The organism is Lysobacter niastensis, assembly GCF_031457115.1.
GTDB lineage: Bacteria > Pseudomonadota > Gammaproteobacteria > Xanthomonadales > Xanthomonadaceae > Lysobacter_J > Lysobacter_J niastensis_A.
In genome coordinates, this window is the sequence record NZ_JAVDVY010000001.1 from 68,888 (window position 1) to 91,752 (window position 22,865).

Sequence of the window (22,865 nt, forward strand, 5' to 3'; positions counted from 1 at the left end):
GCGGGGCCAAATCGTCCCCGCCATTCCCAGCACCCGCCAAGCGAGTCCACGCCGAGATGTCCAACGCCCCCACGATCCTCTACACCCTGACCGACGAAGCGCCGTTCCTGGCCACGGCCTCGCTGCTGCCGATCGTCCAGGCCTACGCCGCCACTGCCGGCATCGCCGTGGATACGCGCGACATCTCGCTGGCCGGACGCATCCTGTCGCATTTCCCCGACTTCCTGCGCGATGACCAGAAAATCGGCGATCACCTGGCCGAGCTCGGCCAGCTGGCCACCACGCCCGACGCCAACATCATCAAGCTGCCCAACATCAGCGCTTCGGTGCCGCAGCTGAAGGCCGCCATTGCCGAACTGCAGGCCCAAGGCTTCGCGCTGCCGGACTACCCGGAAGAACCGCGCGGCGAGCGCGAGAACGAGATCAAGGCGCGCTACGACCGCACCAAGGGCAGCGCCGTGAACCCGGTGCTGCGCGAAGGCAACTCCGACCGTCGCGCGCCGGCATCGGTGAAGGCCTACGCCCGCAAGCATCCGCACAAGATGGGCGCGTGGAACCCCGACTCCAGGTCGAGCGTCGCCCACATGGACGGCGGCGACTTCTACGGAAGCGAGCAGTCGGCGCAGATCGCGCAGGCCGGCACCGTCTCCATCGAACTGGTCGGCGCCGACGGCCGTCGCAACATGCTCAAGACCGGCGTGAAAGTGAAGGCCGGCGAGCTGATCGACGCGGCGGTGATGAGCGCCAAGGCGCTGTCCGCCTTCGTCGATGCGCAGATCGATGACGCGCGCGCGCAGGGCGTGCTGTTCTCGCTGCACCTGAAGGCGACGATGATGAAGGTCTCCGACCCGATCATGTTCGGCCTAGTGGTGCGCCGCTTCTACCGCGACACCCTGGCCCGGCACGCAGCCGCGCTGGAACAGGCAGGCTTCGACGCCAACAACGGCATCGGCGACCTGTACGCCCGCCTGTCGTCGCTGCCGGCCGACGTCGCCGCACAGATCGAGGCCGACATCGTCCTGGAGTACACGCGCCGTCCGGGCGTGGCGATGGTCAATTCCGACAAGGGCATCACCAACCTGCACGTGCCCAGCGACGTCATCGTCGACGCGTCGATGCCGGCGATGATCCGCGACAGCGGCTGCATGTGGAACACCGATGGCAGGCTGCAGGACACCAAGGCGGTGATCCCGGACCGCTGCTATGCCGGCATCTACCAGGCGGTCATCGACGACTGCAAGGCAAACGGCGCGTTCGACCCGGCGACGATGGGCTCGGTGCCCAACGTCGGCCTGATGGCGCAGAAGGCCGAGGAATACGGTAGCCACGACAAGACCTTCCAGATTCCCGCCGCCGGCACCGTGCGCGTGATCGACGAGGCCGGCAACGTGCTGATGGAGCACGCGGTCGAAGCCGGCGACATCTGGCGCATGTGCCAGACCAAGGACGCGCCGATCCAGGACTGGGTCAAGCTCGCCGTGAACCGTGCGCGTCTGTCGCACACGCCGGCGGTGTTCTGGCTGGACAGCGCGCGCGCGCACGACCGTAACGTGATCGCCAAGGTCGAGCGTTACCTGAAGGACCACGATACCAACGGCCTGGACATCCGCATCCTCGCACCGGTCGAGGCGATGAAGTTCTCGCTGGAGCGCATCCGCCAGGGCCTGGACACGATCTCGGTCACCGGCAACGTATTGCGCGATTACCTGACCGACCTGTTCCCGATCATGGAGCTGGGCACCAGCGCCAAGATGCTGTCGGTCGTGCCGCTGATGAACGGCGGCGGTCTGTTCGAGACCGGCGCCGGCGGTTCGGCGCCCAAGCACGTGCAGCAGTTCGTGCAGGAGGACTACCTGCGCTGGGATTCGCTGGGCGAGTTCCTGGCGCTGGCGGCCTCGCTCGAGCACCTGTCCGAGTACACCGGCAACGCCCGCGCCAAGGTGCTGGCCGACACGCTGGACGCGGCCAATGCCAAGTTCCTGGACAACGACAAGTCGCCTTCGCGCAAGGTCGGCGGCATCGACAACCGCGGCAGCCACTTCTACCTCGCCATGTACTGGGCGCAGGCGCTGGCCGAGCAGATCGACGATGCGGCATTGAAGGCGAAGTTCGCGCCGCTCGCGCAGGCGCTGACCGCCAACGAGGCGAAGATCGTCGAGGAACTGAACGCGGTGCAGGGCAAGCCCGTCGATATCGGAGGCTACTACCACCCCGACCTGGGCCAGGTGTCGAAGGCGATGCGGCCGAGCGCGACGTTCAATGCGGCGCTGGCGGGTCTTTCGGCGGACTGATCGACGCGCAAGCGCAGAAACGAAAGGCCCGGCTGATGCAGGGCCTTTTTTAATCCGGATTTCCTATCTGGAGCGGAAGCCCCAGAGGCTCAGCCCGCCCGCCACGAGCAAGCCGACCCATGAAACCCACATGGGAACGGTGGTTGAACCAACCAGCACGGGAACATGGAGCGCCAGTCGTGCAACGTGGGCAAGCGCGACGATGCCGAAGATCGAAGCAGCGACTGTGCTGAAGGTCGTACGGGACATCTCACTTCTCCGGTTTAAAGAAGTTGGTCGTGCCTGGCATCAGCGCACGTAAGGAATCCCGGCGTTGCGCTCGCGATCCCGTTTGCGCTGTTCGAACAGGCGGTTGGCCTTTTCCTCGGTCATCTCGAACTTCGGCGCCACGTAGGGCAGTAGCAGGCGCAACCACGAGCGACTGATGCGACGCGCTTCCTCCGGACATCCCTTCGCCCGCGCTTCCGGCAGGTCGCCATCGGTGACGATGCTCAGGTAACGCGCCGGATCGCTGCCATAAAGCAGGCACTGCAGGTTGAAATAGCGCTGCTCGCCGAGCGCGTGCTGGTCGGCGTAGGCGTCGAGGTTGTACTCGCCAGTGCTGCGCGCCAGGAACCAGTTGGATGCCATGCGCAGGTTCTCCGTCACCACGCCGGTGGACTCGTCCATGCCGGCGAAACGCTGCATCAGCGTCGTGGCGAGCTGGTCGACCGCGTCTTCCTCGCGCCCGGTGATCGGGATCTCGAGCAGGTTGATCAGTGCATGCCCGGTTTCGTGCAGCACGATGAAGCGAACGTTGGCGTCCAGGTAGCGCTGCGCGTAGCCCTCGCCTTCGCCGTTCGACTTGGCCATCTCCTGGCCGCGCTCGAGCAGCGTCTGCATCGTCTCGTAGCACATCACCACTTCGCCGCGCTCCGGCGAGTAGAACGCATTGACCTCATCGCACTCGGCGGTCACGTACTTGATCGGCTTGGGCAACATCAGCATGCCGTCGATCGCATGGACTTCCGGCAACTTGCGCAGCAGGTCGCCGTCGTGGGCCATCGTGTAGAACGGCTCCAGCTCCGGCTTCTTCGGCTTCACGTACTCATAGCCGAACTGCACGCCGCCGGGCTTGCTCTCGGAATTGGCGACCTTGCTGAAGACGACGGGCTTCAGCGCCTCCAGCTCCGCCGCAACGGCTTTCTCGGCCTCCGCCCGGCCTTCAGCCCGGGCGATGGACAGCTCCACCGCACGACGCTTCTGCGCGATCAGCGAGTAGCCGAAGGCGCCGCTCACCGCACCCAGGGCCAGCGACAACAGGATGATCAGGACTCTCTGCGACATGCGCTTCCCCATGCGCTGACCGGACTCACCGGATGAAAGCCCGCGCCATGTGGGGATCGTAGCGGCTCCACCGTGAAGGCGGAACCGCCACCACATTCATGCGCCGTGGACCTCTACCGCGACCGGCTCCGGGCGGATTCGCATCGCCCACAGGACGCCGGCGATGAGCAGCGCGACGCCCAGCAGCGTCAGCGGCCCGGGCATGCGACCGCGCAGCATGAAGGCGTAGGTGAGCGCGGCCAGCGTTTCGAACACGATCAACTGGCCCACCAGCGCGGTCGGTAACCGCTGGCTGGATTCATTCCAGCACAAAGTGCCCAACCAGGACGCGAACAGACCGATGGTCGCCATCAGCGCGATGAAGAACCCGGGCCTGGGCCCGAACGGCATCGCGAAATCGGACCCGCTCGCCAGCATTCCGATCCACAACAAGGCGTAGCCGAGCAACGCCATCGGCAGCGTCGCCACGCCCTGTGCGGTCGCCCACGTGCGGGGGCTTCGGTCGGGATGGGCGCGCAACCAGTCGGCGTTGCGCAGCGGGTACCAGGTCCAGCATGCGACGGCGATCACCGCCAGCGCGGCGCCTTGCAGGTACCGGGTCGGATCGGACCCGGGAGCAGCGCGCAGCGCCTGCAATTCGACCTGATTGACGCAGCCGATGCCGGCGGCGATCAATAGCAGCGATGGCAGCAGCCGCAGCCAGGGCAGGCGCCCATCACGACGGTGGTTGCGCAGGTTTGCGGTCACCGCGATCACCACCGGCAGCGTGCCGATGATCATCGTCGGCAGCGGACCGCCCGCGCGCTGGATCGCGCCGGCCAGGCACAGGTAGTAGAGCAGGTTGCCGATCGCGGCGAGCTTGAGCGCCTCGATCCAGTCCGCGCGCCCGAGCCGGCGCAGCGCGGCGCGGTCCATCCATGCCAGCGGTAGTGCGATCAGCCCGAAAGCCAGATACCGGCCGACAGACTGAAGCGCCGCCGGATATTCCGGCAGCAGCAACGGTCCGACGAATACCAGGCCCCACATCAGGCCGGCGGCGAGCGCGTAAAGGGTTCCGATCCACATGCCCACAGCTTGAGCCGTCACGCGAGCTGCGTCTTGAACCAGATTGCGATCGCCCGGATTCAGCCGCGCAGTTGTCGCCGATATCGCGCCGGCGTCACCCCGTAGCGACGCGCGAAGGCGCGGGTGAGGTGCGCCTGGTCGCTCATTCCGGTCGCGGCGGCGACCTGCGCCGGCGCCTCGCCATCGGCCAACAGGCGCTTGGCTTCGAACAAGCGCAGCGCCATCAGCATCTGCTGCGGCGTGACGTGATGCTGCGCCTGGAAACTGCGCAGGAAGTGGAACGGACTGAGCCCCGCCACCTCCGCCAGTTGCTCCAGCGTCAGGCGCTGCGCCAGGTTCGTGCGCAGGTAGTCGATCACGCGTCCGAAACGCGGCATGCCTTCGCCCGCGGCTGGCATGGCCACGCGCGCCTGGCTGCGAAACTCCTGCAGCAACGTCAACAAAAGGCTGTCGAACGCAAGCGGTTCGTGCGCCAGCCACATGCGATCGAGCAGCGTGCTGACGCGCCGTGCACGGGCAATGTCGTGATGCACGGCGTCGCTGAACTGCCAACCGCGCCCCCCGGTAACGGCCTCGACGACGTCGGCGTCGATGTAGGCCATGCGATAGCGCCAGCCGCCCTCGGTTTCGGCACGTCCCGTGTGCAGCACATCGGGGTTCATCATCACCAGCGAATCCGGTGGCGCCAGATGCTCGCTGCCGCGATAGCGGAACCGCTCCACGCCGGATTCGATCGCGCCCAGGCCATAGGCTTCGTGGGTATGCGGGTCGAAGGCGTGGCGGACGATGTGCGCGCGGTACAACTCGATGCCGTCGCGGTGGGCAGGCCGCCGGAACTGCGCCACGTCCTGCGGATGCTCGAATTTTTCCGGAACGACTTGCATGGCGCGATCATGACATGGCGCCGCAGGCCGCCATGTGGAGGATGTCATGGTGCGAAGCGACGAAGGCCCGCCATCCGCGGACCCCCGTCACTCCCGCCTGCGACGCCACTTGATGGGAGGCGCCGAGGTAAAGCGTCATGCGGCGTAGGGCAGCGGGTACGGTGCGATGGCCAGGTACGCATCCGGGTCTTCGCCGGCGATCTCGTCGTCGCCGTGCAGCATCGCCGTGGAGAGGGCGAATGACCGCCTGGACTCGACGCGACGGCCATACCGCGGCGCGAACGATGGCTGACCGAAGGCGAAGTCGTGGGCCTGGCGGTCCGCCTCTTGCAGGAACTGGCTCTTGAACAACTGCATGACTGACTCCTGTGGGGGGATGGAGTCGCCGTCCTGGCGGTCACTGCGTCCTTAGGGTTGTGCACGTTAGTGGCGAGTTGTGACCACGGCATGGCAGCGCGCTGATCCGGCGTGCGCTATCGCGGTGTGGTTTTGCTTTCCCAACGCGGGCTTTCTCGAAGCGGGCTGCGTTCGCCGTCACGCGAACTTCGCGCTGCGCCTGCGATCAGGCGCAGCGCGTGAAATCAGACGCAACCACCCGCCGTGCACTCGGCATTGCGATTCGACGCAGAACCGGCGTCCTTCACCTCGCCCTTGGCATGGCCCAGATGAGGGAAGAACTCGTCCGACGCGGCGCGATTGCCGTAGCCGCGGGTGTAGCGGTCATCGTCCTCGTCGAACAGGTGCGGATCGGCCAGATAACCCTGCAGGAAAAGGAGATTGGTGAAGATGTTCATGGCTTGCTCCAGTGCGGTGGATGTCTATATCGCGTGGACAACTTCCTTGCGTGGGATGCAAGATAGACCCGCAGCCGAGGCTGAAAAAGCGACACTTTTGCAAGCCAGCGTTCAATCTGATTCAAGTCTTGGTCGTCGATCCAAGGACCCGCGATGAGCCGCCCGCCACTGCATGCCCTGCTTGGTTTCGCCACCGCCGCGCGGCTGGGCAACCTGACGCGCGCGGCCGAAGCGATGCACCTCACCGTCAGTGCGCTGAGCCATCAGATCCGCGCCATTGAAGAGCGGCTTGGCCAGTGCCTGTTCGAGCGCGGGGCGCGGGGCGTCAAGCTGACGGAGGAAGGCCGCGTGCTGTACGACAGCATCAAGCCTCACCTGGACGCGATCGAGCTGGCGCTTACGCCGCGCCAGCGACGCCGCGACGATGCGCTGGCGATCACGCTGATGCCTTCTTTCGCGTCCAGCTGGCTGGTGCCGCGGTTGCCGCGACTGCTGGCCGCGCATCCGCAACTGGAGATCAGCCTGCAATCCAATGTCGGCGTGATCGATTTCCAGCGCGAGGCCGCCCTCGATGCCGGCATCCGCTTCGGGCCGGGGCATTGGCCCGGACTGCAGGCCGTGCACCTGTTCGACGATTGGGTCATTCCCACCGCCAGTCCCGCGCTGATCGAACGGCTCGGCAAACCCACGCTGGCCAACCTCGGCGAATTCCCGTTGCTCGGCGCGCCCGGCGGCCGCTGGAGCGAGTGGTTCGCACGATTCGGCGGAACCACGCCGGAGCGTTTCGTCGCGATCTTCGATGATTCCGAGAACCTCCATCGCGCCGCCGCCGAAGGCATGGGCGTCGTGCTCGGTCGCATGACGCTGGCGCGTCCGTTGATCGACGCCGGTCACCTGGTGGCGCTGTTCGACGAAAAGCTCAAGGCCGAGTACGCGCATTACCTGGTCTATCCGCCGCGTTCGCAGCACCACCGCGGCCTGGCGGTGTTTCGCGAGTGGCTGTTGGAAGAAGCACACGCCTACCAGGCCGAGGCGGCCCAGGTCCCAACCGGCAAACCGGCGCGGCGAGCGACGCCGGCCAAGGGCAAGGCCATCACTCGCCAGACAAGCGCTCGCAAGACAAGCACTCGAAAGTCCAGCGCGCGCAAGCGACCGTGACCGCCGTCCGTGGTGGATGCCGTCAGTTGCGGTTAGGCTGGCGCCCCCGACTGCGGGCCCGCCGCCTGCCGCCATCGCCTGGAGACCGTCGAATGAAACGCCTGCTGCTCGTCGCCCTGGTTCCCGTCATGCTGGCTGCCTGCGTCAGCGCCCCGTCCAACGAAGAAGCCAGCACGGCTGCCTCCGCCCAGCCTGCCCCGGCTACCTCGGGCAGGATGGCCTCCGGACTCGAAACTTCGATACAGGGTGCGTGGCGCGACCCGAAGAACGTCGCGCGCGACCAGTACCGGCATCCGCGCGAGACGCTGTCGTTCTTCGGCATCGCACCGACCGATACGATCATCGAGATCACGCCCGGTGGCGGCTGGTATGCCGAGATCCTGGCGCCGTACGTGAAGGACCACGGCCACTACATCGCCGCGGTTCCGGATGATGCTATCGCCGGCCAGCCCCAATACCGCTACGACCTCAACAAGACGCTGCGCGCGAAGTTCGCCGGCAATGCCGCCGTGTACGGCACGCCGGAAGTGCGCGTGTTCAACCCGAAGGTGCCAGCCTTCGGCAAGCCCGGTTCGGCCAATGCGGTATTGACCTTCCGCAACGCCCACAACTGGGTCGACGAGGGCACCGCCGAGGCCTACTTCAAGGCGTTCTACGATGTGCTCACGCCCGGCGGCACGCTCGGCGTGGTCGATCACCGCGCCAAGCCCGGCACCGACCTGGAGAAGATGAAGGAGTCGGGCTATCTGACCGAGGAGCTGGTGATCCGCCTCGCCAAGGGCGCCGGCTTCCTGCTGGAGGCCAAGAGCGAGGTCAATGCCAACCCGAAGGACACGGCCGATCATCCCAACGGCGTGTGGACGCTGCCGCCGGTGAACCGTCACGACGCGGCCGACGATGCCAAGTACAAGGCGATCGGCGAGAGCGACCGCATGACGCTGCGGTTCCGCAAGCCGGCTGCCTGATCGGCTCGCCTGACTGGCTACGGGACCGGCGCCACGCTGCGCCGGTCCTACCGGCACCGTCCGACGCAACTACCGATGCTCGTTGCTTTCAACAAGCCCTATGGCGTGCTCTGCCAGTTCACCGACCGCAGCACGCCGCCACGGCGCACGCTGGCCGGTTTCGGGCTGCCACCGGATGTATATGCGGCCGGCCGGCTCGACTACGACAGCGAAGGCCTGTTGCTGCTGACCGACGACGGCGCGATGGCGCATCGACTGACCGATCCGCGCCACAAGCAGCCCAAGACCTACTGGGTGCAGGTCGAAGGCGATCCCGATGACGGACAAGTCGCGGCACTGCGCCGCGGGGTCACGCTCAACGATGGACCGACGCGACCGGCCAAGGTGCAGCGCATCGACACACCGGCTTTGTGGCCGCGCGATCCGCCGGTGCGCTTTCGCAAGACCGTGCCGGACGCCTGGCTGGAAGTGATCATCAGCGAAGGCCGCAACCGCCAGGTGCGGCGCATGACGGCGGCCGTCGGCTTGCCTACGCTGCGGCTGGTGCGCGTGGCAGTGGGCGGCCATCGCCTCGATGAACTGCCGCCGGGGCAATGGCGGGTGGTCTAGTTCGCCAGGCCCCAAACAGTGGTGGATGCCGTTGAACGTCGTTGAGGTTCACCCGTACGGAGCAGGCCGGGTCATCGGCCTGACCAGACTGAATGTTTCAGTAAGCCCTTCATCGCTTTCCCCTCACCCCGTGAACCCAGGCGTATGCGGGCGTATGCTTACGGTGCTGCCATTGCGGGAGCCGGCCATGAAGCACTCACTATTGGTCCTTGTCGCAGCCACGGTACTGACCGGCTGTGCCACTACGCCCGCGGTTTTCACCGACTTCGATCCCGGCGTAAGTTTCGATCAATACCGCACCTATCGCTGGACGCAGAAGCCGACGGGCTTCTCGCCGCTGGCGGAGCAGCGCCTGGTCGACGCCGTGGATGCCAAGCTGCGCGAGCGCGGCTGGACTCAGTCGACCAATCCCCAGGTCAACCTGACCGGCAGCATCCTCACCGAAACCCGTTATCGGATGGACACCTACAACGATCCGATGTGGGGTGGCTGGGGTTGGGGTGGCTGGGGCGGCGGCTGTTGCTGGGGCCCGGGCTGGGGCTGGGGTGGTGGCTACTACTCCACGACCACCATGCGCAGCTACACCTACGGCACCCTCGTGCTCGACATGTTCGACGCGCAGACACAGCGCCCGATCTGGCGCGGCATCGCCATGGGCACGGTCCCCGATTCGCCCATCGCCCAGACCAACAACATGCAGGTCAGCATCGACAAGATGTTTGCCCAGTTTCCGCCGACGGCTGTAGCGGCGCAGGTTCCCTGACTGACGTCGGCGTTACTTTGCTTCCGCCGTAGCCGCCACCGGCACCGAGTTCGCTCCCGGCCGCGTCAGCAGCAGCACGCCGCCCAGCACTACCGAAGTGCCGATCAGCTGCACCGGCGTGATCGCCTCGCCCAGCAGCCACGCGCCGAGGAACACCAGCGATACCGGCCCGACCACCGACATCTGCGCCGCCATGCCCGCACCGAGGCGGGCCACCGCGCCCATCGTGAACGTCACCGGCAGGAACGTGCAGAACACGGCGTTGATCAGCGCCAGCCAGTACACCGGCGCAGGCAACTCCAGAAGCCGCGCCGGTTCGCGTAACAGCAGGTAGTGGATGACGGTCGCCGCCGTCGACACGCACATGGCGTACGCGACCAGGCGCAACGAGCCGATGCGCTTGATCAGATGTCCCGACATCGCCAGGTACAGCGCATAGCTCAGTGCCGCCAGCAGCACCAGGGCGCTGCCGAACAGCACGTGGTCGCCCTGCACGCGCAGGTTCTCGACGAACACCAGCGCGACGCCCGAGTAGCTCACCGCCAGCGCGATCCATTCACGCCGCGCCACCTTGCGGCCGAACGCGAACACACCGATCAGCAGCACGAAGGTGGGATTGAGGAACAGGATCAGCCGCTCCAGCGATACCGGCACGTATTCCAGGCCCCAGAAATCGAACAGGCTCGACAGGTAGTAGCCGAGCACGCCCAGTATCAGGATCAGGCCGAAATCACGGCGGGTCATCGGTTCGCGCCCCGGCCGCCTGGATTCGTGGATGCCCAGCGCCACGAACAATGGCAGCGACAACAGCATCCGCAAAGCCAGCACGTCGAGTGCATCGATGCCGTGGCGATATTGGAACTTGGCGAGGATCGCCTTGGCCGAAAACATCACCGCACCGGTCGCGGCCAGGGTGAAGCCGAGCCGCCGCGCGGCGGTATCGTGGGGATGGGTCACGGGCACAGGATGTAAGGCGAGTGCGCTCAATGATAGCGACGGCCGACGCGACGCCCTGTGCGGATGTCAGCTGCAACGTTCATTCGGCGCTGGCGGCGTCGAGCTGCTGCAGGTCAGGCGCGGACAAGGACAGGCGCGCTGCGAGGAGGAGTTCCTGCAGTTGCGCCACGCTGGTCGCACTGGCGATCGGTGCGGTGACCGACGGGCGCGCCATCAGCCAGGCCAGCGCCACCTGCGCAGGCGTTGCGCGGTGGGTGGCGGCGATATCGTCCAGCGCCTGCAGGATCCGCATCCCGCGCGGGTTGAGGTAGCGGCCGATGGCGCCGGCGCGCGCCGCGCTCTTGCCGACGTCCCCGGCGCTGCGGTATTTGCCGCTGAGATAGCCGCTGGCCAACGAGTAATAGCCAATCACGCCGACTTCGCGGGCACGCACCAGTGGCTCGAGCGCGGTCTCGAAACCGGCGCGGTCGCAGAGGTTGTATTCCGGCTGCAGGCTCTCGTAGCGCGGCAGGCCCAGCCGCTCGGACGTGTCCAGCGCCTCGGCCAGCCGATCGGCGCTGTAGTTGGAGGCGCCGATCACGCGGACCTTGCCCTGCTCGATGAGCCGCGCGAACGCGCCCAGGCTATCGGCCAACGGCACAGCCGGATCGTCCGCATGCGCCTGGTACAGGTCGATCACGTCTGTCTGCAGGCGTTGCAGCGACTCCTCCACTGCCAACCGGATATTGGCCGGCGCCAGGCCGGGGCGCTGCGCCCACTTGCCGACCTTGGTCGCCAAAGTGACCCGGTCGCGTTTGCCGCTGCGCCGGAACCACCGGCCGAGGATGCTCTCCGACTCGCCGCCCCGATTGCCCGGCACCCAATGTGAATAGGAATCCGCTGTGTCGACGAGATCGAAACCGGCGTCGACAAACGCATCGAGCAGGGCGAACGACGTGGACTCGTCCGCGCTCCAGCCGAACACGTTGCCGCCGAAGGCCAGTGGCGCGACGGTGATAGAGGAGCGGCCCAGGGGTTTGCGATTCATGCGGACATCCTTATGCGGTTTGCAGTAGCGGCAGGGGACGGCGTGGCCTGGTCGCTGAATGCGCGCATCGCGTCGCGAATCCATTACTTCCGGCCTAATTCGCATGCTCCTGGATGTGGTCATTTCCAACCAGACCCCACCACCCGTCGCATTCATGCGAAAACCGGTGCCCGCGGAAGTGCGATTCTGTTAACGTTTTCACGACGGCAGCAGGCCGCCGGGACGCCACAGGGTGGGTGACGTCCTCACGGGGACTACAGGACGTATGAGCGCAACGGCACCCTCGACATTGTCGGGCAGGATCCTCCTCGTCGACGACCAGTCGGCCAACCTGCGTGTGGTCGGCACTTTGCTGACGCGCCAGGGCTACGAGGTGATCACCGCGGCCAACGGCGACGAGGCGCTGCAGCGCTACGCCGAAATCCTTCCCGACCTGATTCTGCTCGACATGATGATGCCGGGCATGGATGGCTTTGAAGTGCTGGCGGCGCTCCGGGCCCACGAGATCCCGCTACGCGCGCCGGTGGTGTTCGTCACCGCCGCGCAGGACCGCGATCTGCTGCTGCGGGCCTTCGATGCCGGCGTGGTCGACTACGTGACCAAGCCCTTCCTGCCCGAGGAGCTGCTGGCGCGCGTCAACACCCACATAGGCCTGAAGCTCACCCGCGACCGGCTCGAACGCGTCGCGCGCGAGCGCGAGCAACTGGTCAGTCTGGTCGCGCACGACCTCAAGAACCCGTTGAGCAGCGTGCTGTTCGCCAGCGAGTTGCTGCGCAGTGACAACTGCAAGCGCGAGCGGGTGCCGCGCTACCTGGAAATGATTCACGAGAGCGCGACCGACGCGCTCGGTTATATCCGCCACTACCTGGAGACCCGCGCCGGCCTGGCCAACGGCAATGGCAAGCGCGCCAGCGCCAGTCTTGGCGACACCATCGACTGGCTGGTACAGCGTTACGAGTACCAGCTCGATGCACGCGGCATTTCCGTGCGTCTGGCCCCGCCGCCGGCCGGGGCGCAGGTGGCGATCGACCCGCGCGTCCTGCGCCAGGTTTCCGAGAACCTGGTGACCAATGCCATCAAGTACGCCCCCGGTTGCGAACTGCTGATCGCCGGTCGCAGCGGTGGTCCAGGCTACTGGCAGCTGATCTTCGCCGACCGCGGTCCGGGCATCCCCGGCAACCGCCAGCGCGAACTGTTCAAGCCATTCGTGCGCCTGCACGACGGCGACCCCGATGGGCTGTCGAATGGGCTGGGCCTGTCGCTGGCCAAGCAGATCATCGTCAATTCCGGCGGCCAACTTTGGTACGAGCAGCGCAAGCACGGCGGCTCACGCTTCATTATCGAACTTCCCGAAGCGGCGTCCGATGCGATGGCCGGAACGTCGGAAACGGACGAGCCGGCCAAAACCGGAGGCTAGTCGCTGGCCTGCGTCGTGCGGTGACGCGGCTGCCGGGGCGCCCGGGTGGCGCGGCGGGCTTCCACGCGCCGGGCGTTGCCTTCGATCGCCTCTCCGTTTTCGCGTTGGACCTTTTTGCGGTGGGCGGCGTACCAGAGCAGTCCGGCGCCGGCCACGGAGGCGGCTACCAGCACCGGGTGACGACGCAGCAAACCACCGGCGACGCGCACGCCGCCTTTGATTGCGCCCAACTTGACCCCGGTCTCCAGCCATTTGCCGGCGCTATGCCCCACCGTCGGCACGGCATGCCTGAGGTTGTCTCCCATCACGCTGGCCAGTTCCAGGGCGCGCTCGGGCAGCGAAGTCAGTCTGGTCATCGTGTCGGATCCTCGCGGTGGGAATGCAGGTCAGTGTCGACTCGGCGGTGTTGAGCCGGTGTGAGCGGTTGCCCGCTCGCGCCTGAATGCCGATCATGACCACATCGCCTTTGCCCTGCGTGCCGACATGATCCGCGTGCTGCCCAATGTGCTCACCGCTTCCGAACTGCAGGCGGTCCGCGAACTGCTGCCGCAGGTGCGCTTCGGCGACGGCCGCATCACCAACCCAGATTCTTCGGTCAAACAGAACCTGCAGGCGCCGCAGGAGGACCCGGCCAACGCCCGCATCGCCCAGATCGCGCGCGAGGCGCTGGTCCGTTATGCCGACGTGCGCACGTTCGCGCATCCGCGCAGCATGGCGCGCACGACGGTGGTGCGCTACGAACCGGGCATGAACTACGGATGGCACGTCGACGAAGCCATGTTTCCATCGACGCCGCCGATGCGCAGCGATCTGTCGTGCACGGTGTTCCTCAATTCGCCGGCCGATTACGACGGTGGCGAGCTGACCATCCAGCTCGGAGCGCAGGAGCTGTCGTACAAGCTGGAAGCCGGCAGTGCGATCCTGTACCCGTCGACCACCATCCACCGCGTCAGCCCGGTCACGCGTGGCGTGCGCCTGGCTGCGATCACGTGGCTGCAAAGCTGGGTAGCCGATTCCAACCAGCGCGAACTGCTGGTGCAGATCGAGGAAGCCCGTGCACTGGCGGCCAGCGGCGGCGACCCGGCGCGGTTGCAAGTGTTGCTGGAGTCGCTGCGGACCAATCTGTTCCGGATGTGGGCCGATACCTGAGTCCCGAAAGCGAGTGAGCGAGCCAGCCGGTCGCATGTTCGCCCGCGCCGTCTTCGCGTTTCTCGCCTTGCCCGGGGTCGTGGCCTTCCTCGTTCCCGTCGCCTGGCTCTGGATGGCGGATCGGCCGGCCGCGCAGCCCATCGGGTTGCTGCCGCTGGTGCTCGGCATGGCGGGACTGCTGTGCTGCGTGCGCGACTTCTACGTGTCCGGCGAGGGGACCTTGGCGCCCTGGGCCCCGCCCAAGCGGCTGGTCGTGAGCGGCCTCTATCGATTCAGTCGTAACCCGATGTATGTCTCGGTCGCGCTGATCCTGCTCGGATGGGCGATCACGTTCGCCTCCGGGGGACTGCTGGCCTACGCATTGGTCGTGATGGTGGCGTTCCACGTGCGGGTCGTGCGCGGCGAAGAGCCCTGGCTTGCGCGAACCTTCGGCGAAGATTGGGTGCGGTACGCCCGCCGCGTTCGTCGCTGGTTGTAGCGCGCGGGTGTTCCTCAGGCGTTCGCGATCGGGTCGGCGTTATGCGAAGACCGCAGCCCGCAACCCAGGATGGCGATGCACAAACGCCTCCACGAACTCTTCGCCTTCGGCGACTTCCTTTCCGTAGCGTTGCGTGGCCAGTTCCAGATCGTGGGCCCGGTCCTGGCGGCCGTATCCGTGCGTCTGCGCTTTCGAATATCGGCCCCATGCCGATGACGCCAGCGCGTCGGTCACGCCGGCCGGATCGAGCTGCAGATGTGCCGCTGCGCGCCGCAGCTCCCGCTCTGGATCGGCCAGCAGCTCCTCGAAATCCATGCGCAGTACGCGCGCTCCGTGCTCGCCCTGTGCGATCGCGCCGAAACGCAGGCGCTCGGCCAGCCAACCCATTGCGCACTGTTGCGGCAATGTCAGGCCATGCAATGCAATGCCGTCGGCGCATCCGCGCGCATGCAGGTCGCGCAGGCGTTCGGCGGCGGCATTGGCCGCGTCGTGCACCGAACCCGGGGACTTCAGCAAGGTCGCCAGGTAAGGCCGCAACGGCATGTCGAGCAGGATCGCGCGCATCGTCGGCTGTTGCGAAAGCAGTGGATCGATCAAACCGTTGCAGCTGCTGGTGGCCTTGACCACGCTGCGCCTGTGCGGGGCCAGCGGTTGCGACCAGCGCGACCACAGCGCCAGCAGCAGGCGCGGTGCCTCGGTCGGCGACAGTCGCGATTCCGGCAGATCCAACCATGGCCAGGCTTCGGCCAGCGAGCGCAGCGGCAAAGGCTCGCGCAGCCCCTGCACTTCAGTCCAACTGTCGAGCAGACGGCTGAGCAGGGTCGAGCCGCAATGGCCGATATGGAAGATCGCATCGGCCGCGACAGAAGCGCCCGTCGGGTTGGTTGCCGGCAACGAGTCCCACGGCATCCAGCCACCCTCGGCTTGCGGCGGCAGCGCGCGGTCGTCGAGGAACGCGGCCTCGTGCCGCTGCGCGGCGTCCAGGCGCAGCCACAGGATGCGTCGCCCGACCGTGTCGAGCTTGAAGGGCAGGAACTGCGGGTCTTCGGGCGGCGAGAGGGTCATGCAAGGCGTGGATGCTGACGCAGGCTGGAGTGTACCGGCTGATTTCGCCGCTTCGCTCTTGTAGCCGGTAGCCTCAAGTTCCTCGCGGCTTCGCCTGATGCGTAGCGGAGGCGCTCCGCGCCGCGGCATGGTGTCCGCCGATGGTATGTCGCTGCCGCCGCCGCGCGTGGTGTCGCATGAGAGCCATGGACCTCAAGTCCCCCGCGGCTTCGCCCGATGCGTGGCTGAGGCCGTCCAAGGGTCATCGGGCCAGGGATGCTTGGGATACCGCCCCTTCATTTCCTTCTTCACTTCCGGATAGGTGCGGTCCCAGAAGCCCTTGAGGTCCTGGGTGATCTGCAGTGGCTTTCCACCCGGCGACAACAGATGCAGCGTCAATGGCACGCGACCGTCGGCAATGCGCGGCGTGTCGGCCAGGCCGAACAGTTCCTGCAGCTTCACCGCCAGCACCGGCGCGACCGGCGTGTCGGCCTCCTCGTCGAAGGCATAGTCGATGCGCCGCTCCATTCCAGACGGGACGGTGATGCGCGTTGGCGCCAGAGCGTCGATCTTCTGCCGCATCGACCAGTCCAGGGTCATGCGGATGGCCTCGCCGAGTTCCTGCTCGCCCAGCGCGTCCAGTCGGGTCTTGCCGGTCAGCGCCGGCTTCAGCCAATCGTCCAGCGTCGCCATCAGCGCACTGTCCGACAGGTCCGGCAAGGCCCTGTCGCCCTGCGCCAGCTCCGGCATCCACGCGCGCAGGCAGCGCACACGGGCGCGCCACTGCACCAGCGATTCGGTCCAGGGCAACGCATCCAGCCCCAGTTGCCGCAACGCATCGACCAGCGCGTCGGCGAAGCGGGCCGGGTCGGGCTTGGCCAGCGACCGGCTGTCGATGACGATGCGGTCGTAACGGGTTTCGCGCACGGCCGCGATGCCACGAGCCTGCATGTCCCAGACCACGCGATCTTCGGTGACGAATCTTCCGGGGAATTCGCGGCGCAGGCGCTGCTCGTCGAGTGGCGCCGCGCGCAGCACGCGCGCGTCGCGCGGGTCGTCGCGCAGTTCGCTGATGACGATCCACGGCTCGCCGTACAGCGCGCTGTCGTCGAACAGTTTCGCGCTGCGTCCGTTGGCCAGCTGGTAGCGGTAAGGATCGCTTGGATGCTGGCGCGCGATGCGATCGGGGAATGCGTGCAGCAGCACGTCGCCGAGCAGGTGCGGCGGCGCGTCGGACGGCGGCGCGCCATCCAGGCGCAGGCGACGGCGCCATTGCCGCGCCGCCTGATCGACCGCGGCCAGCGACGAGCGCGAGGCGTCCGGCGCAACGCGACCGACGCGGAATACGGCGAGCGCCTGCCAGCGCTCGGACAGTGCATCGCTGCGAGAGCGCAGTGGATCACGCGCTTCCACCAAAGCCGCCAGATCGCAGGCCAACGCGCGCTCGGCGACGTTGTCCGGCGCCAGCAGCATCGCTGCCAGCCGTGGGTGCGTGCCCAGCGCCAGCATCCTGCGACCGAGCGTCGTGATATCCCAATGCCGCGTGCCGCCAGCCTGTCGCAGGGTCAGAGCTCCCAGCCGTTGCAACAACTCCCGCGCCGCCGCCAGCGCCCCCGGCGGCGGGGCGTCGACGAAACGCAGATTGGCGTCGCCCCACGCCGCCAATTCCAGCGCCAGGGCGGCCAGTTCGACCTGCGCGATCTCGGGGCGACGTTGCGGTTCCAGCCGCTGCGACTCCGGCCACAGGCGGTATGCCGCCCCTTCGGCGACGCGACCGGCACGGCCGGCGCGCTGATCGGCCGACGCCTGCGCGATTCCGACAACGTCGAGCCGTGCGAAACCACTGTTGGGGTCGTAGCGCGGCTCGCGCGCCAGACCCGAGTCGATCACCACACGCACGCCGGGCAACGTCACGCTCGACTCGGCGACGTTGGTAGAGAGCACGACGCGGCGATGGCCGTCGGGATCGGGCTGCAGCACGCGCGACTGCTGCTCGACGGGTAACTCGCCGTGCAGCATTAATACGTCGACGGCGCGGGCGGCCTCGCTGTTGTCCAGCACCGATTGCGTGCGGGCGATTTCGCGTTGGCCCGGCAGGAACACCAGCACATCGCCGGGATGCTGCGTCAGCGCCTGTTCCACCGCGCGACGTGTCTGGTGCTCCAGCGCTTCGTCCCGTCGCGACGGGAAGTGGGAGATCGACACCGGGTAGCTACGCCCGGCGCTGCTCAGGCGCGGCGCGTCGAGAAACGCGGCCAGGCGCTCGCCGTCCAGCGTGGCCGACATCACCACGATGCGCAGGTCTTCGCGCAGTCCGGCCTGCACGTCCAGTGCCAGCGCCAGGCCAAGGTCCGCCGCCAGGTGGCGTTCGTGGAACTCGTCGAACAGCAGCGCACCGACGCCCTCCAGCATCGGATCGTCCTGCAGCATGCGGGTGAGGATGCCTTCGGTGACGACCTCGACGCGCGTGGCCGCCGATACCTTGTTCTCGAACCGGATGCGGTAGCCGATGGTTTCGCCGACGTTTTCGCCGCGTTGGCGCGCCATGAAGTGGGCGGCCGCGCGCGCGGCCACGCGTCGCGGCTCGAGCATCACGATCTTCTGCCCGGCCAGCCAGGGCTCGTCCAGCAAGGCCGGCGGCACCTGCGTGGTCTTGCCGGCGCCGGGCGGCGCTTCCAGCACCAGGCGCGGATGCGTGGCGAGGCTGGCGCGGATCTGCGGCAGCAGCGGATCGATGGGAAAGGTGTCGGCGGGGCGGTTCACGCGCGACAGTCTAAAGCCCTCGCTCGGCTAAACTTCACCGATGCAACTGATCGACATCGGCGCCAACCTCACCCACGACTCCTTCGACCACGACCGCGACGCGGTGCTTGCGCGTGCGCGCGACGCCGGCGTCGCGCAGATGGTGATCACCGGCGCCAGCCGCGAGCACTCGCCGATGGCGCTGAAGCTCGCCAGCAAGCACCCGGGCGAATTGTTCGCCACCGCCGGCGTGCATCCGCACCACGCCAGCGAGTACACCGCCGAGTGCGACGCCGAGATGCGGGAGCTGCACCGGCACGCCGAAGTGGTGGCGGTCGGCGAGTGCGGGCTGGACTACTTCCGCGACTTCTCGCCGCGACCGGCGCAGCGCCGCGCCTTCGAACTGCAACTGCAGATCGCGGTCGACACCAGGAAGCCGCTGTTCCTGCACCAGCGCGACGCGCACGCCGACTTCATGGCGATGATGAACAACTTCGACGGCCGGCTCGGCCCGGCGGTGGTGCACTGCTTCACCGGCACGCGCCAGGAGCTGTTCGACTACCTCGACCGCGACTGGTACATCGGCATCACCGGCTGGCTGTGCGACGAGCGGCGCGGACAGCACCTGCGCGAACTGGTGCCGCACATCCCCGCCAACCGCCTGATGATAGAGACCGACGCGCCGTACCTGCTGCCGCGCACGATCAAGCCGGCGCCGGCGCACCGTCGCAACGAGCCGATGTTCCTGGCCCACATCGTCGAGGAACTGGCGCGCGACCGCGGCGAGGACGCGGCAACCGCGGCGGCCAACAGCACCGACGCCGCGCGCACGTTCTTCCGCCTGCCGACGCGCTGACGGGCTGCTCGCTCGCGTCTGCCGGCCTTCGCGGCAGCATTCAGCGCTTGGCGATGCGGTCGCTGTCCTGATCCGGGGACGGCTCGATCACGAGCTGGAACTGCCCTCCGCGTTGCTCGCACAGACGCTGGACCTCCACCATCAGTCGCGTGCGCCTGTCGTAGGCCTGGCTGAAGTTGTCCGCGCCGGTGAGGCCTGCGACCTCCTGCTGACTGGGCATTTGCAGATGGTTGCAGTCCACGTAGACGGTGGCCTGGTGCGGTGGCGATGCGAGTGCCGCCGCGGGCAACAGCGCGGCTAAGGCAATCAGGGAAATCCTGGCGTTCATGATCCGGCTCCTGGCGTTTCGGGTCGTTCCCGGTAACGCCAGATTCGCGCCGTGCCCGCGACTCAGTCTTGAGGCTCTTCTGATGGGTCGATGAGGGCTGTGTCGAAAGCTTGGGAAAACCTTAGGCCGCGTCATCGGCCGGCCCGCGTTTTCGTTAATGGCCCCTACCGCCAAATGATGAACCCGCCCCCTACCACCGTGCTCAGCTTCGACGATATCGTCCTCGACCTCGCCGGCCGACGGCTTCTGCGCGCCGGCCAGCCGCAACCCCTGGAGCCCAAGGCGTTCGCCGTGCTGAGCCTGCTCGCAGGCTCGCCCGGTCGCGTGTTTTCGCGCGACGAGATCCTCGACGCCGTGTGGGGCCACCGCCATGTCACGCCGGGCGTGCTGAACCGGATCATGACCCTGCTGCGTCACGCGCTGGGCGAGGATGCGCACACACCGCGCTACCTGCACACGGTGCATGGGGTTGGCTACCGGTTCGACCTGCCGCAAGCGGGTTCGGACGCCGTGCCCGGCGAGGTCATGGAACCCGTCACGCAAGCGCCCTCGCCCGTCACCGGGGAATCCGGCATCGACGCTCCAGTGCGGCCACGCGCCGAGCGCGATGCTGCATTTCCGCGACCGGGGCGGTCATGGCTGCTGTTTGGCGCCCTGGCGTTGGCAGTGCTGGTCGCGTTCGCCGGCTGGCGGCTTCTGATTCGCAATGAAGATGCCCGGTCGCCTGCCGCGACCGCGGCGTCGGCTGCGCCGGTGCTGGCGGTATTGCCGCTGCGCGCCACCGGCGACGACCCGCGCGGACAAGCCTTTGCCGATGGCCTGAGCGAGGAGCTGATCGGCCAGCTCTCGCGCATCGACGGCCTGCGCGTGAATTCGCGCACCTCATCGTTCCAGTTCCGGGATACGAAACTTTCGCTGGGCGAGATCGCCCAGCGCCTTCACGCGACCCACGTGCTCGAAGGCGGCGTGCGCCAGGAGGGCGATCGCCTGCGCGTCAACCTGCGCCTGGTCGAGGCAGGCAGCGACCGCACCTTGTGGGCGCAGGATTTCGATCGCGAGCTGCGCGACATCTTCGTCCTGCAACAGAACATCGCCTACGCCATCGCCAACGCGCTGCAGTTGCACCTGGGGCGCTCGATTGCGCCGACGCGCGAGGATCCGGCGCTATACCGGCGCTATCTGCTCGCGCGCAATCCCATCCGCAACAATCTCGACGCCGGCTCGATGCTGGCGGCCGAAGCCGAGTTGCGTGAGCTGCTGCGGGAGCATCCCGACTACGCCCGGGCCTGGGGCGGTCTGGCGACGATGCTGTGGGCGCGATCGCTGGCGCCGGCGCTCGGTCGCGATGAAGCGCGTGCCGAGGCGGAGGCGGCGGCCGCGCGCGCTCTGAAGCTCGATCCGCAGCAACCCGATGCGCACGCGGTGCTCGCACGTCGAGCATGTCGTCTGCAGCAATGGAACGAGTGCGTGACACTGTCACGACGCGCCATCGAACTGGCACCGTCGGACCCGCTGTTCCGTGGCTGGCACGCGCACACCCTTGCGACGATGGGTTATGTCGACCGGGCGTTGAGTGAAGTCGACGAGGCGCTGGTCGTGGCTCCGTTCGACCCCGGCCTGCATTTCTGGCGCGGTCGCCTGCTCGATACGCTGGGTCGCCACGACCAGGCCCTGCAGCATCTGAAGCTGGCCGATCCCGGGCGCGCGCAGACCGCGCTGTTTTTCAATGCGGTATGGCGCAGGGACTACGACGAAGCCCGTCGGCTCGTCCTGTCGCTTCCCAACGAAGTGCCGTGGCGCGCGTCCGAACTTGCCGCGGTCGCCGCGCTTCAGGACCCACGCAAGTGGCCGGCCGTGATGCCGGCGATCGAAGTCTCCGAACGCCACCCGCTGTACGGACAGGTGCGCTACGACTTCACGCGCCTGCTGTTGCCGGTACGCGACTACCCGCGCGACATCGAAGGACTCGATGGCGTGCAGCGCGCCGGCTATGCCTCGTACCAGTGGGTGTTCTGGCAACCCGAATCACGCGCGTTGCGCCAGGATCCCGCGTTCCAGGCCTATCTGCGGCGCAGCGGCCTGATGGCCTACTGGCAGGAGCACGGCTGGCCGCCGCCATGCCGCGCCGACAACGGCGCGGCGCGCTGCGACTGAGGTCTCAGCTGCGCAGCCCGACCCCGCGCTTGAGCAGCCACAGACCGAGCGATCCCAGCGCCACCACGAACGCGAGCATCAATCCGTACGCCACCCACAGCGGCACGTCGCTGATGCCAAGCAGCCCGTAGCGGAACGCGTTGACCATGTAGAAGATCGGGTTCGCGTGGGTCATCGCCTCCGCCCACGGCGGCAGCAACTTCACCGAATAGAACACGCCGCCCAGGTAGGTCAGCGGCGTCAGGATGAAGGTCGGCACGATCGCGATGTCGTCGAACTTCTTTGCGTATACCGCGTTGACGAACCCGGCCAGCGAGAAGATCGTCGCGCCCAGCAGCACAGTGGTCAGCGTCACCAGCGGATGCGGCATGCTCACCCGGGTGAACAGCATCGAGATCAGCAGCACTATGGTGCCGACCATCAGGCCGCGCAGCACGGCGCCGGCGACATAGCCGGTCAGGATCACCCAGTGCGGCATCGGGCTGACCAGCAGCTCCTCGACGTGGCGGCCGAACTTGGCGCCGAAGAAGCTCGAGGAGATGTTGCCGTAGCTGTTCTGGATCACGCTCATCATCACCAGGCCCGGCACGATGAAGTCCATGTAGGCGATGCCGTCCATCGAGCCGACGCGCGAGCCGATCAGGCCGCCGAAGATCAGGAAGTACAGCGACATCGTGATCGCCGGCGGCACCAGGGTCTGCCCCCAGATGCGCAGGATGCGGGTGATCTCGCGGCGCACGATGGTGCCCAGCGCGACCAAGTTGCGCTGCAGGTCGGTCTGTTCGTTGGCGATGACGCTCATGTGCTCTTGCCTTTTCTTGCTCCTCCCCTTGCGCGCAGCGCATGGGAGGTTGGGAG

Annotated in this window: 23 protein-coding genes; 10 read left to right on the plus strand and 13 right to left on the minus strand. The window is 67.2% G+C overall.

All coding sequences use genetic code 11. From position 1 onward, the window contains the following. Positions 1-56: 56 nt before the first annotated feature. Positions 57-2,291: an NADP-dependent isocitrate dehydrogenase gene (locus J2X06_RS00340; protein ID WP_310056772.1), complete on the plus strand. Its 2,235-nt coding sequence runs from the start codon at positions 57-59 to the stop codon at positions 2,289-2,291. 63 nt (positions 2,292-2,354) lie between these two features. Here the strand turns inward: J2X06_RS00340 and J2X06_RS00345 are convergent, their stop codons facing one another. The 6 genes from J2X06_RS00345 to J2X06_RS00370 all read right to left on the minus strand — a co-directional run bounded on the left by J2X06_RS00345 (position 2,355) and on the right by J2X06_RS00370 (position 6,360). After that, positions 2,355-2,540 carry a hypothetical protein gene (locus J2X06_RS00345; RefSeq protein ID WP_310056775.1) on the minus strand — a complete coding sequence of 62 codons (186 nt, stop codon included), beginning with the start codon at positions 2,538-2,540 and terminating at the stop codon, positions 2,355-2,357. A 39-nt stretch (positions 2,541-2,579) separates the two neighbouring features. Then, positions 2,580-3,617 carry a DUF4344 domain-containing metallopeptidase gene (locus J2X06_RS00350; RefSeq protein ID WP_310056777.1) on the minus strand — a complete coding sequence of 346 codons (1,038 nt, stop codon included), beginning with the start codon at positions 3,615-3,617 and terminating at the stop codon, positions 2,580-2,582. Positions 3,618-3,713: 96 nt separating this feature from the next. Further along, positions 3,714-4,682 (minus strand): DMT family transporter, encoded by a 969-nt coding sequence (locus J2X06_RS00355; protein WP_310056779.1) that lies wholly within the window; start codon positions 4,680-4,682, stop codon positions 3,714-3,716. Between the two features lie 59 nt (positions 4,683-4,741). After that, positions 4,742-5,566, minus strand: coding sequence for an AraC family transcriptional regulator (locus tag J2X06_RS00360; protein ID WP_310056782.1), 825 nt, complete (start codon positions 5,564-5,566; stop codon positions 4,742-4,744). 135 nt (positions 5,567-5,701) lie between these two features. Beyond that, positions 5,702-5,923 carry a hypothetical protein gene (locus tag J2X06_RS00365; RefSeq protein WP_310056785.1) on the minus strand — a complete coding sequence of 74 codons (222 nt, stop codon included), beginning with the start codon at positions 5,921-5,923 and terminating at the stop codon, positions 5,702-5,704. A gap of 224 nt (positions 5,924-6,147) precedes the next feature. Continuing rightward, positions 6,148-6,360, minus strand: a complete 213-nt coding sequence (locus J2X06_RS00370; RefSeq protein WP_310056788.1) for a hypothetical protein — start codon at positions 6,358-6,360, stop codon at positions 6,148-6,150. Between the two features lie 153 nt (positions 6,361-6,513). Here J2X06_RS00370 and J2X06_RS00375 point away from each other — a divergent pair, with 153 nt between their 5' ends. The 4 genes from J2X06_RS00375 to J2X06_RS00390 all read left to right on the plus strand — a co-directional run bounded on the left by J2X06_RS00375 (position 6,514) and on the right by J2X06_RS00390 (position 9,855). Beyond that, the gene (locus J2X06_RS00375) at positions 6,514-7,518 is read left to right on the plus strand and encodes a LysR substrate-binding domain-containing protein (RefSeq protein WP_310056792.1); all 1,005 of its coding nucleotides are present in this window, start codon (positions 6,514-6,516) and stop codon (positions 7,516-7,518) included. Between the two features lie 92 nt (positions 7,519-7,610). After that, positions 7,611-8,483, plus strand: coding sequence for a class I SAM-dependent methyltransferase (locus J2X06_RS00380; RefSeq protein WP_310056796.1), 873 nt, complete (start codon positions 7,611-7,613; stop codon positions 8,481-8,483). A 75-nt stretch (positions 8,484-8,558) separates the two neighbouring features. Continuing rightward, positions 8,559-9,092, plus strand: a complete 534-nt coding sequence (locus tag J2X06_RS00385) for a pseudouridine synthase (RefSeq protein WP_310056799.1) — start codon at positions 8,559-8,561, stop codon at positions 9,090-9,092. Positions 9,093-9,279: 187 nt separating this feature from the next. Then, complete coding sequence (locus J2X06_RS00390; RefSeq protein ID WP_310056802.1) at positions 9,280-9,855, plus strand: DUF4136 domain-containing protein; 576 nt, start codon at positions 9,280-9,282, stop codon at positions 9,853-9,855. Between the two features lie 12 nt (positions 9,856-9,867). Here the strand turns inward: J2X06_RS00390 and J2X06_RS00395 are convergent, their stop codons facing one another. Both J2X06_RS00395 and J2X06_RS00400 read right to left on the minus strand, forming a co-directional pair. After that, complete coding sequence (locus tag J2X06_RS00395) at positions 9,868-10,812, minus strand: DMT family transporter (protein ID WP_310056804.1); 945 nt, start codon at positions 10,810-10,812, stop codon at positions 9,868-9,870. 79 nt (positions 10,813-10,891) lie between these two features. Beyond that, positions 10,892-11,839, minus strand: a complete 948-nt coding sequence (locus J2X06_RS00400; protein ID WP_310056807.1) for an aldo/keto reductase — start codon at positions 11,837-11,839, stop codon at positions 10,892-10,894. Positions 11,840-12,104: 265 nt separating this feature from the next. On the opposite strand from J2X06_RS00400, the gene J2X06_RS00405 reads away from it, so the two are divergent. Next, the gene (locus J2X06_RS00405; protein ID WP_310056810.1) at positions 12,105-13,256 is read left to right on the plus strand and encodes a hybrid sensor histidine kinase/response regulator; all 1,152 of its coding nucleotides are present in this window, start codon (positions 12,105-12,107) and stop codon (positions 13,254-13,256) included. On the opposite strand, the gene J2X06_RS00410 is transcribed toward J2X06_RS00405, so the two are convergent. After that, positions 13,253-13,612 (minus strand): hypothetical protein, encoded by a 360-nt coding sequence (locus tag J2X06_RS00410; RefSeq protein WP_310056812.1) that lies wholly within the window; start codon positions 13,610-13,612, stop codon positions 13,253-13,255. The two genes, J2X06_RS00405 and J2X06_RS00410, sit on opposite strands and share 4 nt — an antisense overlap. A 127-nt stretch (positions 13,613-13,739) precedes the next feature. Here J2X06_RS00410 and J2X06_RS00415 point away from each other — a divergent pair, with 127 nt between their 5' ends. Both J2X06_RS00415 and J2X06_RS00420 read left to right on the plus strand, forming a co-directional pair. Beyond that, positions 13,740-14,405: a Fe2+-dependent dioxygenase gene (locus J2X06_RS00415; protein WP_310056814.1), complete on the plus strand. Its 666-nt coding sequence runs from the start codon at positions 13,740-13,742 to the stop codon at positions 14,403-14,405. Between the two features lie 34 nt (positions 14,406-14,439). Next, positions 14,440-14,883, plus strand: coding sequence for a methyltransferase family protein (locus J2X06_RS00420; protein ID WP_310056816.1), 444 nt, complete (start codon positions 14,440-14,442; stop codon positions 14,881-14,883). A 39-nt stretch (positions 14,884-14,922) separates the two neighbouring features. Here the strand turns inward: J2X06_RS00420 and J2X06_RS00425 are convergent, their stop codons facing one another. Then, entirely contained in the window at positions 14,923-15,948 is a 1,026-nt protein-coding gene (locus tag J2X06_RS00425) for a hypothetical protein (protein WP_310056819.1), read from the minus strand. Positions 15,949-16,140: 192 nt separating this feature from the next. Next, entirely contained in the window at positions 16,141-18,690 is a 2,550-nt protein-coding gene (hrpB, locus tag J2X06_RS00430) for an ATP-dependent helicase HrpB (RefSeq protein ID WP_310056821.1), read from the minus strand. A gap of 40 nt (positions 18,691-18,730) precedes the next feature. On the opposite strand from hrpB, the gene J2X06_RS00435 reads away from it, so the two are divergent. Then, positions 18,731-19,525, plus strand: coding sequence for a TatD family hydrolase (locus J2X06_RS00435; protein WP_310056824.1), 795 nt, complete (start codon positions 18,731-18,733; stop codon positions 19,523-19,525). A gap of 40 nt (positions 19,526-19,565) precedes the next feature. Here the strand turns inward: J2X06_RS00435 and J2X06_RS00440 are convergent, their stop codons facing one another. Next, positions 19,566-19,853, minus strand: a complete 288-nt coding sequence (locus J2X06_RS00440) for a hypothetical protein (protein WP_310056828.1) — start codon at positions 19,851-19,853, stop codon at positions 19,566-19,568. Between the two features lie 177 nt (positions 19,854-20,030). On the opposite strand from J2X06_RS00440, the gene J2X06_RS00445 reads away from it, so the two are divergent. Further along, complete coding sequence (locus J2X06_RS00445) at positions 20,031-22,007, plus strand: winged helix-turn-helix domain-containing protein (protein ID WP_310056832.1); 1,977 nt, start codon at positions 20,031-20,033, stop codon at positions 22,005-22,007. A gap of 4 nt (positions 22,008-22,011) precedes the next feature. Here J2X06_RS00445 and J2X06_RS00450 read toward each other — a convergent pair whose 3' ends face one another. Beyond that, positions 22,012-22,809 (minus strand): ABC transporter permease, encoded by a 798-nt coding sequence (locus tag J2X06_RS00450; RefSeq protein WP_310056835.1) that lies wholly within the window; start codon positions 22,807-22,809, stop codon positions 22,012-22,014. Between the last annotated feature and the right edge of the window lie 56 nt (positions 22,810-22,865).

Bases quoted from the DNA above. Each gene is read 5' to 3' on its own strand.
- J2X06_RS00435 (WP_310056824.1), top strand. From the start codon at position 18,731: ATGCAACTGATCGACATCGGCGCCAACCTCACCCACGACTCCTTCGAC.
- J2X06_RS00350 (WP_310056777.1), bottom strand. From the start codon at position 3,617: ATGTCGCAGAGAGTCCTGATCATCCTGTTGTCGCTGGCCCTGGGTGCG.
- J2X06_RS00365 (WP_310056785.1), bottom strand. From the start codon at position 5,923: ATGCAGTTGTTCAAGAGCCAGTTCCTGCAAGAGGCGGACCGCCAGGCC.
- J2X06_RS00445 (WP_310056832.1), top strand. From the start codon at position 20,031: ATGAACCCGCCCCCTACCACCGTGCTCAGCTTCGACGATATCGTCCTC.
- J2X06_RS00360 (WP_310056782.1), bottom strand. From the start codon at position 5,566: ATGCAAGTCGTTCCGGAAAAATTCGAGCATCCGCAGGACGTGGCGCAG.
- J2X06_RS00385 (WP_310056799.1), top strand. From the start codon at position 8,559: ATGCTCGTTGCTTTCAACAAGCCCTATGGCGTGCTCTGCCAGTTCACC.
- J2X06_RS00400 (WP_310056807.1), bottom strand. From the start codon at position 11,839: ATGAATCGCAAACCCCTGGGCCGCTCCTCTATCACCGTCGCGCCACTG.
- J2X06_RS00415 (WP_310056814.1), top strand. From the start codon at position 13,740: ATGATCCGCGTGCTGCCCAATGTGCTCACCGCTTCCGAACTGCAGGCG.
- J2X06_RS00345 (WP_310056775.1), bottom strand. From the start codon at position 2,540: ATGTCCCGTACGACCTTCAGCACAGTCGCTGCTTCGATCTTCGGCATC.
- J2X06_RS00425 (WP_310056819.1), bottom strand. From the start codon at position 15,948: ATGACCCTCTCGCCGCCCGAAGACCCGCAGTTCCTGCCCTTCAAGCTC.
- J2X06_RS00340 (WP_310056772.1), top strand. From the start codon at position 57: ATGTCCAACGCCCCCACGATCCTCTACACCCTGACCGACGAAGCGCCG.
- J2X06_RS00405 (WP_310056810.1), top strand. From the start codon at position 12,105: ATGAGCGCAACGGCACCCTCGACATTGTCGGGCAGGATCCTCCTCGTC.
- J2X06_RS00370 (WP_310056788.1), bottom strand. From the start codon at position 6,360: ATGAACATCTTCACCAATCTCCTTTTCCTGCAGGGTTATCTGGCCGAT.
- J2X06_RS00420 (WP_310056816.1), top strand. From the start codon at position 14,440: ATGTTCGCCCGCGCCGTCTTCGCGTTTCTCGCCTTGCCCGGGGTCGTG.
- J2X06_RS00380 (WP_310056796.1), top strand. From the start codon at position 7,611: ATGAAACGCCTGCTGCTCGTCGCCCTGGTTCCCGTCATGCTGGCTGCC.
- J2X06_RS00390 (WP_310056802.1), top strand. From the start codon at position 9,280: ATGAAGCACTCACTATTGGTCCTTGTCGCAGCCACGGTACTGACCGGC.
- J2X06_RS00450 (WP_310056835.1), bottom strand. From the start codon at position 22,809: ATGAGCGTCATCGCCAACGAACAGACCGACCTGCAGCGCAACTTGGTC.
- J2X06_RS00410 (WP_310056812.1), bottom strand. From the start codon at position 13,612: ATGACCAGACTGACTTCGCTGCCCGAGCGCGCCCTGGAACTGGCCAGC.
- J2X06_RS00440 (WP_310056828.1), bottom strand. From the start codon at position 19,853: ATGAACGCCAGGATTTCCCTGATTGCCTTAGCCGCGCTGTTGCCCGCG.
- J2X06_RS00355 (WP_310056779.1), bottom strand. From the start codon at position 4,682: ATGTGGATCGGAACCCTTTACGCGCTCGCCGCCGGCCTGATGTGGGGC.
- J2X06_RS00375 (WP_310056792.1), top strand. From the start codon at position 6,514: ATGAGCCGCCCGCCACTGCATGCCCTGCTTGGTTTCGCCACCGCCGCG.